At 64.5% G+C, this 13,092-nt stretch carries 11 protein-coding genes; 10 read left to right on the top strand and 1 reads right to left on the bottom strand.

Features of this window, described 5'->3' with window-relative positions; all coding sequences use genetic code 11:
• The first annotated feature begins 163 nt into the window (after nucleotides 1-163).
• From lepA to DY467_RS12820, 8 genes are all read left to right on the top strand, one after another.
• Nucleotides 164-1,975 carry a translation elongation factor 4 gene (lepA, locus tag DY467_RS12855; protein WP_164636477.1) on the top strand — a complete coding sequence of 604 codons (1,812 nt, stop codon included), beginning with the start codon at nucleotides 164-166 and terminating at the stop codon, nucleotides 1,973-1,975.
• A gap of 345 nt (nucleotides 1,976-2,320) precedes the next feature.
• The gene (locus DY467_RS12850) at nucleotides 2,321-3,037 is read left to right on the top strand and encodes a hypothetical protein (protein WP_164636476.1); all 717 of its coding nucleotides are present in this window, start codon (nucleotides 2,321-2,323) and stop codon (nucleotides 3,035-3,037) included.
• A 113-nt stretch (nucleotides 3,038-3,150) separates the two neighbouring features.
• On the top strand, nucleotides 3,151-3,420 hold the full coding sequence (locus DY467_RS12845) for a DUF2283 domain-containing protein (protein ID WP_164636474.1): 270 nt from the start codon (nucleotides 3,151-3,153) through the stop codon (nucleotides 3,418-3,420).
• A gap of 175 nt (nucleotides 3,421-3,595) precedes the next feature.
• Entirely contained in the window at nucleotides 3,596-4,447 is an 852-nt protein-coding gene (locus tag DY467_RS12840) for an alpha/beta fold hydrolase (protein WP_164636472.1), read from the top strand.
• Between the two features lie 273 nt (nucleotides 4,448-4,720).
• Nucleotides 4,721-6,553: a bifunctional isocitrate dehydrogenase kinase/phosphatase gene (gene aceK / locus DY467_RS12835; protein ID WP_164636470.1), complete on the top strand. Its 1,833-nt coding sequence runs from the start codon at nucleotides 4,721-4,723 to the stop codon at nucleotides 6,551-6,553.
• Nucleotides 6,554-6,643: 90 nt separating this feature from the next.
• Nucleotides 6,644-7,387 carry a sulfate transporter family protein gene (locus DY467_RS12830; protein ID WP_164636468.1) on the top strand — a complete coding sequence of 248 codons (744 nt, stop codon included), beginning with the start codon at nucleotides 6,644-6,646 and terminating at the stop codon, nucleotides 7,385-7,387.
• Nucleotides 7,388-7,981: 594 nt separating this feature from the next.
• Nucleotides 7,982-8,923 carry an alpha/beta fold hydrolase BchO gene (bchO, locus tag DY467_RS12825; protein ID WP_246701535.1) on the top strand — a complete coding sequence of 314 codons (942 nt, stop codon included), beginning with the start codon at nucleotides 7,982-7,984 and terminating at the stop codon, nucleotides 8,921-8,923.
• 128 nt (nucleotides 8,924-9,051) lie between these two features.
• Nucleotides 9,052-10,617, top strand: a complete 1,566-nt coding sequence (locus DY467_RS12820) for a S10 family peptidase (RefSeq protein WP_164636465.1) — start codon at nucleotides 9,052-9,054, stop codon at nucleotides 10,615-10,617.
• A gap of 129 nt (nucleotides 10,618-10,746) precedes the next feature.
• On the opposite strand, the gene nth is transcribed toward DY467_RS12820, so the two are convergent.
• Nucleotides 10,747-11,529 carry an endonuclease III gene (nth, locus tag DY467_RS12815; RefSeq protein ID WP_164636463.1) on the bottom strand — a complete coding sequence of 261 codons (783 nt, stop codon included), beginning with the start codon at nucleotides 11,527-11,529 and terminating at the stop codon, nucleotides 10,747-10,749.
• A 22-nt stretch (nucleotides 11,530-11,551) separates the two neighbouring features.
• On the opposite strand from nth, the gene DY467_RS12810 reads away from it, so the two are divergent.
• Together DY467_RS12810 and DY467_RS12805 are read left to right on the top strand one after the other, a co-directional pair.
• On the top strand, nucleotides 11,552-12,067 hold the full coding sequence (locus tag DY467_RS12810) for a DUF2244 domain-containing protein (protein ID WP_164636461.1): 516 nt from the start codon (nucleotides 11,552-11,554) through the stop codon (nucleotides 12,065-12,067).
• Nucleotides 12,068-12,117: 50 nt separating this feature from the next.
• Nucleotides 12,118-13,014: a methylated-DNA--[protein]-cysteine S-methyltransferase gene (locus DY467_RS12805; RefSeq protein ID WP_107346384.1), complete on the top strand. Its 897-nt coding sequence runs from the start codon at nucleotides 12,118-12,120 to the stop codon at nucleotides 13,012-13,014.
• Nucleotides 13,015-13,092 lie beyond the last annotated feature (78 nt).

Below are 13,092 nucleotides of genomic sequence, written 5' to 3'. Positions count from 1 at the left end.
GGGTAGAGGGAGGGGACATCCGGGCCCTGAGCTTGAGGCGTAGCGCGGCGGACATCATCCGCTTCCGCCGGCCGCGTCAAGCGCGGCAAAACTGGCGGTTTTTCGGGAGGTTGCGGCTTCCGTTCGCCTTGCCGGGCCTGAGTCGCGATGCTATCTGGCCGCCATGACAACCGTCCCCATCGACAATATCCGCAACTTCTCCATCGTCGCCCATATCGACCATGGCAAGTCGACGCTCGCCGACCGTCTGATCCAGATGACCGGCGCGCTCAGCGACCGCGAAATGGCCGGCAAGGAGCAGGTGCTGGACTCGATGGACATCGAGCGCGAGCGCGGCATCACCATCAAGGCCCAGACCGTGCGCCTGACCTACCGGGCGCAGGACGGCAAGGACTACATCTTCAATTTGATGGACACGCCCGGCCACGTCGACTTCGCCTACGAAGTGTCGCGGTCGCTGGCCGCGTGCGAGGGCTCGCTGCTGGTGGTCGACGCCTCGCAGGGTGTCGAAGCTCAGACGCTGGCCAACGTCTATCACGCGCTCGACGCCAACCACGAAATCGTTCCGGTGCTCAACAAAGTCGACCTGCCGGCGGCCGAGCCCGAAAAGATCAAGCAGCAGATCGAGGACGTGATCGGACTGGACGCCTCCGACGCGGTGATGATCTCGGCCAAGACCGGCCTCGGCATCCCCGACGTGCTGGAGGCGATCGTCAAGCGTCTGCCGCCGCCGAAGGGCGATCGCGACGCCACCCTGAAGGCGCTCCTGGTCGATAGCTGGTACGACGTCTATCTCGGCGTCGTGGTGCTGGTGCGCGTCGTCGATGGTGTGCTGAAGAAGGGCCAGCGGATCCGGATGATGGGCACCGGCGCCGCCTACGACGTCGAGCGCGTGGGCTACTTCACGCCCAAGATGGTCAATGTCGACGAGCTTGGCCCCGGCGAGGTCGGTTTCATCACGGCGGCCATCAAGGAAGTCGCCGATACCCGCGTCGGCGATACCATCACCGACGACAAGAAGCCGGTCACCGATATGCTGCCGGGCTTTAAGCCTGCCGTGCCGGTGGTGTTCTGCGGCCTGTTCCCGGTCGACGCCGACGATTTCGAAACCTTGCGCGCCGCGATGGGCAAGCTGCGGCTGAACGACGCCAGTTTCTCGTTCGAAATGGAAACCTCAGCCGCGCTCGGCTTCGGCTTCCGCTGCGGCTTCCTCGGTCTGTTGCACCTTGAGATCATCCAGGAGCGGCTCAGCCGTGAGTTCGATCTCGACCTGATCGCGACCGCGCCGAGCGTGATCTACAAGATGAAGCTGACCGACGGCACCGAGATGGAGATCCACAATCCGGTCGACATGCCGGACGTGGTGAAGATCGCCGAGATCCAGGAGCCGTGGATCGAGGCCACCATCCTGACGCCGGACGAGTATCTCGGCTCCGTGCTGAAGCTGTGCCAGGACCGCCGCGGCAACCAGAAAGAGCTGACCTACGTCGGCGCCCGCGCGATGGTGAAGTACGACCTGCCGCTCAACGAAGTGGTGTTCGACTTCTACGACCGGCTCAAGAGCGTGTCGAAGGGCTACGCCTCGTTCGACTATCACCTCACCGACTACAAGCCGGCAGACCTGGTGAAGATGCAGATCCTGGTCAACGCCGAGCCGGTCGACGCGCTGTCGATGCTGGTGCACCGCACCCGCGCCGAAGGCCGCGGCCGCGCCATGGTCGAGAAGATGAAAGAGCTGATCCCGCCGCACATGTTCCAGATCCCGATCCAGGCGGCGATTGGCGGCAAGGTGATCGCCCGCGAAACCGTCCGCGCCCTGCGCAAGGACGTCACCGCCAAGTGCTACGGCGGCGACATTACCCGAAAGCGCAAACTTCTGGAGAAGCAGAAGGAGGGCAAGAAGAAGATGCGGCAGTTCGGCAAGGTCGACATCCCACAGGAAGCGTTCATCGCGGCGCTGAAGGTGGATGGGTAGGGGGTTCCTATTAAGAGAACTCGTAAGCTGAAATCATTAGCCAAACTTTCCGAAACTGAACTTGTAGATGCGCTGAGACACATTCGTTCCCGCGCGGAAGGCGAGATTTCGCTTAAGAGTGTCCTTCAGGAAATTCATCCTCGAGACCGCCACTCCTCCAGGACTCTAGAGGAGGAGGATACTTGGACGTCTGACCAAGTGCGACTATCGATCGCCTTGTATCGGGCTGGAAAAGTAACGAAAGCAGAGTTTGTATTCTTCTGCAGCGCTCCCATCGTGTGGCTACATGAACGTCATCATATGGAGGGGTCTTACGAAGACGAACTACGGAGCATCTCTGCAAGGATGGAAAGCATCGAACGAGACTGCGGCCTCAAAGACGATGAGTACTGGCCTTTCAAAGATGCGCCGCCGGAATACCAACGCGAGAGCCAAGAGTATCACGCCGTTCTGGAGAGAAAGCTAATCGAGAGGTTTAGGCAGTTTGCTCCTTCTGATTTGCTTGAGCTCCTGACATCTGACAAGGCTAATTTTTGGGAGTTGTACGAGCGGGGCAGACGCTCTGTTTTCGAACAAGGTGATCATTTCGGGGCGATGGTCGATCTTGTCGAGCTCTACGAAAGTGAGGCGAAGAAGTGCGCCGATGCTGAGGCCTATTATGCTGCCGTAGCGATGCTCGGGTCAGCGGCCGAAGCCAGGATTTTGCTCGAATGCCTACGTCAGGCTGGCAAGATCAAGTCAATTCTTTCTACGACACCCAAGAAGATGCGGCCAAGAAGCTCAGACCCGTTAGAGTGGGGCTTAAGCGATTTGATTTACGTTGCCGATCAGGCAGGGTGGTTGCCAAATATCGATGACGGCGACATCATCCATCTCGTTCCCGGTTGGGCACACCGCCTGCGACTAACTCGGAACTATCTTCATCCCGGTCGTCATGCACTCAGCAAACCTCATGTGCTGTTTGGCCGAGGAGAATGGTTGGACGCGCAGTCTGCCTATGCGGCACTGCGGCATTCGATCGATGAGGCGCACAAAAAAGAGGCGCTCCAGTTCTCGAAGTGATGCACACTAGCAAGTAGTCCGCATATCGCTTCGCTCATGCGGGCTAATTCACAGCGAGTTCGAAGGTCATTATTATGTAGTCACCTAGGCAGAAACGCGAGTCGAAAGCTATGATGGACAATAGCTACGGTCCCGAGGCCGATGCGGTTCATATCATCGTCGGCAAGGGCACGTTCGCGGAGACGGTGGAAGCAGGGCCATTCGTCTACGATGTGGATGCGCAAGGGCGTGTCCTTGGCATCGAGATACTGTCCGCCAGCAGAGTATTGGCGCCCGAAGACTGGAAAAGCCGGTCAGCCCAACAGATCCCGGAACGCCGGGGCCGAATAGTGCAAAGCTTTCCGAGAGCGAGCTTGAGGACCTCCGGGCGCAAGCCAGGCTGATGGCGCGGCATCCTGAGAACGATGAGATCGATGACTGGATCGAGGCGCGATCTCGATGGCTGGATGTGGGACGGCGATTTCGACGATTTCCCGTAGCGCTCCACCTTAGCCGCAACGACGCATCCCGCGCTTGCTGCTATCCGGCGGCGATTCGACACGTCGCAAGGTGATTCGCATGGCAAAGCTCACTCGCCTGTTCGCTCCAGGCATCGTAGCACTCCTACTCTCCGCGACCTCCGCCATCGCCGATCCGATTGCGCCGGCCGGCAAACCGATCGGCCAGGACGCGGGTGGTCACACCATCTATCAGGTCCACGCCAACGGCATTTCGATCGGCTACAAGCTGATCGGCCAGGGCGCGCCGATGGTGATGATCATGGGGCTCGGCGGCACCGCCGAGAACTGGCCGCCCCAGGTGGTCGAGGCGCTGTCGAAGACCCATCAGCTGATCCTGATGGACAATCGCGGCATGGGTCACACGACCGCCAACGACACCACCTTCAGCTACCCGCTATTCGCCGCCGATGTGATCGGACTGCTCGACGCGCTCGGCGTCAAGCGCAGCGATGTGCTCGGCTATTCGATGGGCAGCACGATTACCCAGCAATTGCTGCTGCAGTATCCGGACCGGTTCAACAAGGCGCTGATCCACGCCACCTCGACCGACGGCAGCAACGTCGCCAAGGCGCTGCACGGCCGGGTGCCGGCCGACCCGATCGTGGCGCGGCAGGTCGAGGCCACCACCCATTGGAAGACCCCGCTCGATAAGCTGCCGGCGATCGACAATCAGGTGATGCTGGTGGTCGGCACCGCCGACAACGTCGTCGGCACCGACAGCTCCAAGACGCTCGCCTCCGCGATTCCCGGAGCGTGGTTGGTCCAGTTCAAGGGCGCAACGCACCATCTGATGTACGAGACTCCCGATGGCTTCTCGGCCGCCGCGCTGACGTTCTTCGAGACCAACGAGACCGTGACGCCGAAGATCGAGCCGAACGCCTCCGTCGCTCCGCCACCTGCCCAGCCATGAGAGAGGCCGAAGCGGAGCGACGTCGTTCTCCGCATCGTCCGCTGATCGGCCAATCTCGGTCCACCAGACCTCACTGCCCAAGCCTTCCGGCCCGACAGATTGTCGCATCCGTCTTTCGGCGGGGGGGGTTTTGCGTCAGATCACGCTTGGAGGGGCCAAAGCCTCCCATGATGGCGCAATCGCCCCGGTGGTTCGGTCCGGTGGCCGGCTGGGCGGCCGGTCCGGACGGGCAGCCGGAGGCGCGACCTGACGAGATGCGCTGACCCCGACGCAATGACCGCAACCATTTCCCACACCCGCGCCCGGCCGCTCGGCGCCGCCGAGATCGAGCACGCCACGCGGATCGCCGAGCCCGACTTCGACCTGCTCGACGCGCTGTACCGCACCGACGATCCCGACGATCAGGCGCGCCTGCTGGCGCGCGTGGTGCTGTCGGCGTTCGACAACTACTACTCGGTGTCGCGGCGGATTCCGGCGCTGGCGCAGGCGGCGTTCGAGGCACGCGATTGGCCGGTGACGGTGCGGCTGTCGAAGATCCGGATCGGGCTGTACACCGCCTGCATCGACCAGCTCGTGCCGCTGTTGAAAGCCGGGCTGCCGGAGCTGACGACCGACGAGCAGCTGTGGCCGACCGCCGAGGCCGAACTGCTCGCCGCGATCGAGGGCCGCTACGAGGCCGATTTCGCCTTCGCGTTCTGGCAGTCGCTGCGCCGCAAGCTGGTGAGCGACGAATGGCGGCCGGTGTCCTATGACGCCGGAGCCACCGCACGGCGCACCACTTCGCCCGCCGCGGTGCTGAAGACCACCACCACCACGCTGCCGATCACCGCCGAGGTGATCGCCGGGATTCTCGGCGACGCCGGCTTCAGCGTGCCATGGCGCGATCGCGACGGCGACGCGGCGCTCGCAGCGCAGGCGATCGAGACGGCGCTGGAGCCGCTCAGCCCGCGTCCCGGCGAGCCGGTCAAAATCGAGATCGCCGACTCCGGCTTCTTCCGCAATCGTGGCGCTTGCCTGGTCGGCCGGATCAAACTGCGCGACCGCGGCGATATGCCGATGCGCAACCTGCCGCTGCTGATCGCGCTGCTCAACGAGAAGGACGGGCTGGTCGTCGATGCGGTGCTGACCGACAGCGACGAGCTGCAATATGCGTTCTCGTCGACGCTGGCGAACTACCACGCCACCAACCCGCGCTATCACGAGCTGGCCCGATTACTCCATGAGCTGATGCCGAAGCGGCCGCTCGGCACGCAATATTCGTGCATCGGCTTCCATCACCTCGGCAAGGTCGCGGTGATGACCGAGATCCTGGCCGAGCACCGCAAGACCAAGGAAAAGCTCGCCACCGCACCGGGCTTCAAGGGCACGGTTGCGATCGCTTTCACGATGCCGTCGTCGGCCTATGTGCTGAAGATCATTCGCGATCATCCGACCGATGATTACAAGTTCGATTACTTCGACGGCCTCGACGAGGTGCTGCGCAAATACAATCTCGTGCATGAGATCGATCGCGCCGGATCGATGCTCGACAACATCATCTATTCCAACGTCAAGCTCGACCGCGCGATGTTCGCGCCCGAGCTGCTCGACGAACTGCTGGAAGCCGGGATCGGCACGGTGACGCTCGACCGCGGCGCGCTGGTGTTCCGGCATCTGATCGTGCAGATCAAACTGACACCGCTGCCGCTGTATCTCGCCAACGCATCCGCGGCCGAATCCCGCGCAGCGGTGATCAATCTCGGCGATTGCATCAAGAACAACGCCGCGGCCGATATCTTCAACAAGGATCTCGACGGCCGCAATTACGGCGTCAGCCGCATTCGCAAAGTCTATCTGTTCGACTACGACGCGGTGGAGCCGCTGACCTCGGTCACCGTACGCCGCGACGATGCTGCGCCGGGTGAATTCGACAATGGCATGGTGTTCCGGCCGCAGGAAATGCTGGAGGGGCTGCGGATCGATGACCCCGGCCTGCGCCGCGCCTTCCGCGACGCCCATCCGGAGCTGATGCAGGCCGATTACTGGGAAGGCATGCAGCAGGCGCTCCGCGACGGCAAGGTGCCGAAGGTGATGAATTATCCGGCGGCACGGCGGCTGCGGCGGTAAGCGCGCGCGACGAAGACGTCCCGACCCTTGCCGAACATCGGCGCCGTCTCTACCTGTTCGAGGCTGTTTTTCCGGGACGAGGACGCCGCCATGCTCGACGCCGCCATCAAGGCGCTGACCCAGATTCTGTCGCCGCCGATGCGCTCGATCCTGTGGCGCTCGGTCGGCTTCGCGTTGGCGTTGATCGCGGTCGCTGCGGTCGGATTGCAGCGGCTGCTGAGCTGGCTGGCAAGCTCGAGCGAGATCTGGGCCGAAGCCACGCTGGGCGGCTTCCACACCCCGCTGAACATCCTGTCCTGGATCGTGTCGATCGCGGCCGGGCTCGGGATCGTGGTGGGTGCGGTGTTCCTGATGCCCGCGGTGACGTCGCTGGTGGCCGGCATTTTCGTCGACGAGGCCGCCGAGCACGTCGAGCGCGAATTCTATCCGCACGAAGCGCCGGGCGTCGCGCTGCCGATTGGGCTCGCCACCTGGGAAACGGTGAAGACCGCGCTGCTGACCATCCTGGTGTATCTGGTGGCGCTGCCGTTCCTGTTCGTCGCCGGCGCCGGCGCGATCGTGTTCTTCGTCGCCACCGCCTGGCTGCTCGGTCGGGAATATTTCGAACTCGCCGCGATGCGTTTCCGGCCAGCGCCGGAAGCCAAGGCGATGCGGCGCGACAACGCCACCACGGTGTTCATCGGCGGACTGATCATCGCCGCCTTCGTGTCGATCCCGATCGTCAACCTGGCGACGCCGCTGTTCGGCATGGCCTTCATGGTCCATCTGCACAAGCGGCTGTCGGGATCGCGGCCCGAGGTGCTGGCGCCGGACCGGCGCAGCATGCTGCAGTAAGAGAAGCGGCGCCGGACGTTAGTCGGTGCGCGCCACGCCGCGCAGCTTGCGGCGAACCGCGGACGACACCTCCTGCACGGCCCCGCCGACGATCATCATCAGGAAATTCGCAAGGTGAGACATCTTCATCGCTGAGCACTCCTGGCGGGCATTGCGCCGTGCGCGGCACCAGCGCCCTTTCAGATTTGAACCTGGAAGATCTTGCGATCGTTCCAAGTTGCGATGAAGTATCAGGTCGTTTTCGTCGGCAGGATGCACAAAAGAGATCGTCGCCGGATATAATCGGTCATGTGTCGGCCGGAGCTGACACTCGGCGTCAAGCTACCACGACGCAGAGATGATGAGTTAAGCCTGGTGTCGGGCTAACTTGACGAAGCTATTGTCAACCTCGCGCAGGGCTCACTCCGAGCTGTTAGTTGTATTCCCGTCGACGCTCTCTGTCTTTCCGCACTAATTACCATTCTGCAATTGTGAGGCGCGAAATCGATTCGTCGCAGGAACTCTGCGGCGGGGCTGTGTTTGTCCGTGTGCGCCAGTTTGCTTCCGGCGCCATGGAGGTGATCAGCTTTGGTCCTTCATCCCGCGCGCGATACTCTGCAGACCTTCTCGCCGAGACTTCCCTCACGACGGCATCATCCAAAGCCTGACTGGCAGCGTGACGGCGGCGATTGGCCTCACCGCAACCGCAGCCGCTTTGTCGAAGCCGCCGGTCTGCGTTGGCACGTGCAACAGATCGGCCGCGGGCCGACGTTGCTGCTGCTCCACGGCACCGGTGCGGCGACGCATTCGTGGCGCGATCTGGCGCCACTCCTCGCGGAGCACTTCACGGTGATCGCACTCGACCTTCCCGGTCATGGCTTCACCGAGACGCCGGAGCGCGGACGGATGTCACTTGATGCGATGGCCGCCGATATCGCCGTACTTCTGGGCACGCTGGGGCAACGTCCGGCGCTGGTGGCGGGACATTCAGCCGGCGTCGCAGTGCTGGCGCGGATGTGCCTCGACGGTCAGATCACGCCGTCCGGGGTCGTCAGCCTCAACGGCGCGCTGCTGCCGATCGGCGGACGCGCCGGGCGCTGGATGCTGCCGCTCGCCAGAGTGCTGGCGGGCAGCGCGATGGTGCCGCGGCTGGTGGCGCGGTTCGCACGCACGAAGGGCATGGTGGAGCGGATGATCGCTGACACGGGCTCGTCGCTCGAGCCTGGCGGCATCGAGCTGTATCGCGGGCTGGTGTGCAGCCCGGGTCATGTTGCGGCGGCACTCACCATGATGGCGAGCTGGCGGCTGGAGCGCCTCGCCGCCGAGCTGCCGCGGCTGGCACCGCGCCTGTTGCTGGTCGCCGGCAGCAATGACAAGACGATCGCGTCGACGGATGCCGAGCGGGTGCAAGCGATGGTCCCCGGCGCCCGCAGCGTGATCATGCCGGGCCTCGGCCACCTCGCGCACGAAGAACGCCCGCAAGACGTCGCCGGCCTGATGGTGGAATTCGCCCGCGAGCTCGGCGCGCTGCCGGCGGCGCTCGCCGCGGCGGAGTGACGCTGGCGGCCGCACCGGCCGCAGCGTCGCCAAACTGACGCAGTCCTGCGCTCAGAGTCGGTCCCGACGATTTCAAGCCCTATGCCCAACGTTGCGGTGACGCCGCGGCGTTGCCGAAGGAGATGTCGATGCCGCTGTCGCCCCGGTCCGCCATGACCGCCTCGATGTTAATCGCAGCGCTGGCGCTGCCACAGCTCGGATCGAGCGCCCTCGCCCAAGAGGCGCGGTCCGCAGCACCGCACGCCGATCGGGCGAAATCAGCTGCGGAGCAGACCGACACGGGTGCGAACAAAGCCGAGGCGTCGCCGGCCCGCGCCGAACTCAACAGCCTGCCGCCGGACGTCACCACCAAGCACAGTCTGGCGTTGCCGGGGCGGACTCTGGCGTTCACCGCCACCGCCGGCTCGATCCGGCTGTACAACGGCAAGGGCGAGCCGCAGGCCGATATCGCCGTCACCACCTACAAGCTCGACGGCGCCGATCCGCGCACCCGGCCGGTGACGTTCCTGTTCAACGGCGGCCCCGGCGCATCCTCGGCCTGGCTGCAGCTCGGCGCCGCCGGACCGTGGCGGCTGCCGATCGGCAGCAGCGTGGTGGCGTCGTCGCCACCGGTGCTGCAGGCCAATGCGGAGACCTGGCTCGACTTCACCGATCTGGTGTTCATCGATCCGGTCGGCACCGGCTATAGCCGTTTCGTCGCCAGCGGCGACGAGGTGCGCAAGCATTTCTATGCAGTCGAGGGCGACATCTCGGCGATGGCGGTGGTGATCCGGCGCTGGCTGGAGAAGAACGACCGGCTCGCTTCGCCGAAGTATCTGGCCGGCGAAAGCTACGGCGGCATCCGCGGACCGAAGGTGGTGGACAATCTGCAGACCAAGCAGGGCGTCGGCGTCAACGGTCTGATCCTGGTATCGCCGGTGCTCGACTTCCGCGACCTGTCCGGCTCCAGCCTGCTGCAATATGCGGCGCGGCTGCCGTCGATGACCGCGGTGGCGCGGCAGCAGAAAGGCAAGGTGACCCGCGCCGACCTCGTCGATGTCGAGAGCTACGCGCGCAGCGAATTCCTCACCGACCTGGTCAAAGGCGAAGCCGACAAGGAAGCGACCACGCGGCTCGCCGACCGCGTCTCTGCACTGACGGGAATCGACAAGACGGTGAGCCGGCGATTGGCCGGACGGTTCGACACCCGCGAATTCCAGCGTGAGTTCGACCGCGATCGCGGCCGGGTCACCGGACGGTTCGACGGCGCCAAACTCGGGCTCGATCCGTTCCCGGATTCCAGCGGCTCGCATTTCGGCGATCCGTCAGCAGATTCGCTGATCGCACCGCTCACCAGTGCGGCCGTGCAACTGACCCGCTCGACGCTGAACTGGAAGCCGGACGGCTCGTACGAACTGCTGAATGGCTCGGTCGCCGAGCAGTGGGATTTCGGCCGCGGCCGCCAGCCGCTGGAATCGACCACGCAGCTCCGCGAAATCCTCAGCGTCGACGCGAGCCTGCAGGTGCTGGTGACCGGCGGCCTGTTCGATCTCGCCGCGCCGCATTTCGGCACCCAAATGGTGCTCGATCAGCTACCGCCGACGCTGGCCGAGAAGCGCGTGAAGTTCGTCGTCTATCCCGGCGGCCACATGTTCTACGCCGACGACGCCGCACGGCAATCGCTGCACGACGAAGTGAAAGCGATGATGAAGTAGTTTGACGTCGGCCTCCTCGTCATTGCGAGGAGCAAAGCGACGAAGCAATCCAGGTCATGCTCCGCGGCCTCTGGATTGCTTCGCTTCGCTCGCAATGACGGATGGGCTTCTGACGCAGGACAGCCCGAACTAACTCACCGTCTTCTCGGGCCAACGACACAGATCGTTGATCAGGCAGACCTCGCAGCGCGGCTTGCGGGCGAGGCAGGTGTAGCGGCCGTGCAGGATCAGCCAATGGTGGGCGTGCTGCATGAATTCGGCCGGGATCACCCGCTCCAGTTCAAGCTCCACCGCCAGCGGCGTCTCGCCCGGCGCCATGCCGGTGCGATTACCAACCCGGAACACATGGGTATCGACCGCCATCGTCGGCTGACCGAACGCCATGTTCAGCACCACGTTGGCGGTCTTGCGTCCAGCGCCCGGCAGCGTCTCCAGCTCCTCACGGGTGCGCGGCACCTCACCGCCAAAGTCGGTGATCAGCTTTTGCGACAGCGCAATCACGTTCTTCGCCTTGGTGCGAAAAAGACCAATGGTCTTGATGTACTCGCGCAGCCGGTCCTCACCGAGCGCCAGCATCTTCTGCGGCGTGTCGGCGACCGCGAATAGCGGCCGCGTCGCCTTGTTGACGCCGGCGTCGGTCGCCTGCGCCGAGAGGACAACCGCGACCAGCAGCGTGAACGGATTGAGATGCTCAAGTTCGCCCTTCGGCTCCGGGTTGGCCTTGGCGAAGCGGCTGAACGCCTCGTGCACTTCGGCTGCACTCCAGCGCCCCGGAGACTTGCCGCGGCGCCCCGCCGGCTTGACAGGCGCTGACTTCGCCTTCGCGGCGAGGACGCGCGTGGCGGGTTTGGCGGGGGGCGTCGCAGGCGGCTTGGCAGCGGGCTTGGCGGGGCGGCGGGTGGTTTTCGGCATGGGTGAGGTATAATATTCCGCTATGGCGACAGAACCCGATCTTGGTCCGGATTCGAGAGAGCCGAAACTGTTTTCGGCGCAGCTGAAGCCGCATCGCGCCTTGAGTCACAACGGATTTCTGATTCTGATTGGGCTGGTCGGCACCGCCAGCTTTGCCGCCGGGCTGGCGTTCTGGTTGATGGGCGCTTGGCCGGTGTTCGGCTTCTTCGGGCTGGATGTGCTGGCGCTCGCTTTCGCCTTCAAGGTGAGCTTCGCGCGCGCGCGGGCCAGCGAGGAAATCTCGATGACCTGCAGCGAATTGCGGGTCCGCCGCACCTCGGCGCGCGGCGAAGTCGCCGAATGGGTGCTGAACCCGCTGTGGGTACGGCTGGAAAAGATCGTCCACCACGAGGCCGGCATCGAGCGGCTTTATTTGGTCTCCTCCGGCCGGCGGCTGGCGATCGCCAGCTTCCTTGGCGCGGAAGAAAAAGCGAACTTCGCCAAAGCGTTGATGGCCGCCCTCGACGCCGCGCGGCGCGGTCCGTTGTACCCGGCCTGAGACCAGGAAATCGGGTGGCGGCGCGCGCCGCGGCGGGTAACATCGGCGGTATGATGAACCTCGCCCTTGCCGACCACCAGCTGATCAAACCCGGTGCCCGCGATTCCGCGCTGGCCGATTACGACTGCGTGCGGCGCGCCATCGCCTTCATCTCGCAGAAATGGAAGGCGCAGCCGACCATCGAGGCGATCGCCGAGGCCGCCGGTCTGACGCCCGACGAGCTGCACCATCTGTTCCGGCGTTGGGCCGGGCTGACGCCGAAGGCGTTCATGCAGGCGCTGACGCTCGACCATGCCAAGTCGCTGCTGCGCGATTCCGCCAGCGTGCTCGACGCCGCCTTGGCGTCCGGTCTGTCTGGCCCCGGCCGGCTGCACGATCTGTTCGTCACCCACGAGGCGATGTCGCCGGGCGAATGGAAAAGCGGCGGCGCCGGGCTCAGCCTGCGTTACGGATTCCATCCGTCCCCGTTCGGCACAGCGGTGATCATCGCGTCGGATCGCGGCCTTGCTGGTCTTGCCTTTGCCGATCCCGGCGAGGAGCAGGCGGCGCTGCTCGATCTGCAGCAGCGCTGGCCGCGCGCGCTCAGCGTGCCGGACCAGGAGGCGACCGCTCCGCTGGCGCAGCGGATCTTCGATCCGGCGCAGTGGCGGGCCGAGCAACCTCTGCGGGTGGTGCTGATCGGCACAGACTTCGAGGTGCGGGTGTGGGAGACGCTGCTGAAGATCCCGCTCGGCAAGGCGGTTTGCTACTCGGACATCGCCGCCAAGATCAGCCTGCCGAAAGCCTCGCGCGCGGTCGGCGCGGCGGTCGGCAAGAACCCGATCTCGTTCGTGGTGCCGTGCCATCGCGCTCTCGGCAAAGGCGGCGCGCTCACCGGCTATCACTGGGGCCTAACCCGCAAGCAGGCGATGATCGGCTGGGAAGCCGGGCAACTCAGGGCCGATTGAGCTGCAGGCCTAACCCGATTGACGGGGGCGGGTCGCGACCATAGGTGTGAGGGGCGCTGAGGCGCCCCCCACATCCAG

The organism is Rhodopseudomonas sp. BR0G17 (assembly GCF_010907025.1).
Taxonomy (GTDB): domain Bacteria; phylum Pseudomonadota; class Alphaproteobacteria; order Rhizobiales; family Xanthobacteraceae; genus Rhodopseudomonas; species Rhodopseudomonas palustris_H.
Note: the sequence above shows the minus strand (reverse complement) of the source record. Positions and strands in the feature narration are given on the sequence as shown.

Coding starts and splice junctions, on each gene's coding strand:
- DY467_RS12820 (WP_164636465.1), top strand. CDS start 9,052: ATGCCGCTGTCGCCCCGGTCCGCCATGACCGCCTCGATGTTAATCGCA.
- DY467_RS12850 (WP_164636476.1), top strand. CDS start 2,321: ATGGAAAGCATCGAACGAGACTGCGGCCTCAAAGACGATGAGTACTGG.
- nth (WP_164636463.1), bottom strand. CDS start 11,529: ATGCCGAAAACCACCCGCCGCCCCGCCAAGCCCGCTGCCAAGCCGCCT.
- DY467_RS12830 (WP_164636468.1), top strand. CDS start 6,644: ATGCTCGACGCCGCCATCAAGGCGCTGACCCAGATTCTGTCGCCGCCG.
- DY467_RS12810 (WP_164636461.1), top strand. CDS start 11,552: ATGGCGACAGAACCCGATCTTGGTCCGGATTCGAGAGAGCCGAAACTG.
- DY467_RS12840 (WP_164636472.1), top strand. CDS start 3,596: ATGGCAAAGCTCACTCGCCTGTTCGCTCCAGGCATCGTAGCACTCCTA.
- aceK (WP_164636470.1), top strand. CDS start 4,721: ATGACCGCAACCATTTCCCACACCCGCGCCCGGCCGCTCGGCGCCGCC.
- DY467_RS12805 (WP_107346384.1), top strand. CDS start 12,118: ATGATGAACCTCGCCCTTGCCGACCACCAGCTGATCAAACCCGGTGCC.
- DY467_RS12845 (WP_164636474.1), top strand. CDS start 3,151: ATGGACAATAGCTACGGTCCCGAGGCCGATGCGGTTCATATCATCGTC.
- lepA (WP_164636477.1), top strand. CDS start 164: ATGACAACCGTCCCCATCGACAATATCCGCAACTTCTCCATCGTCGCC.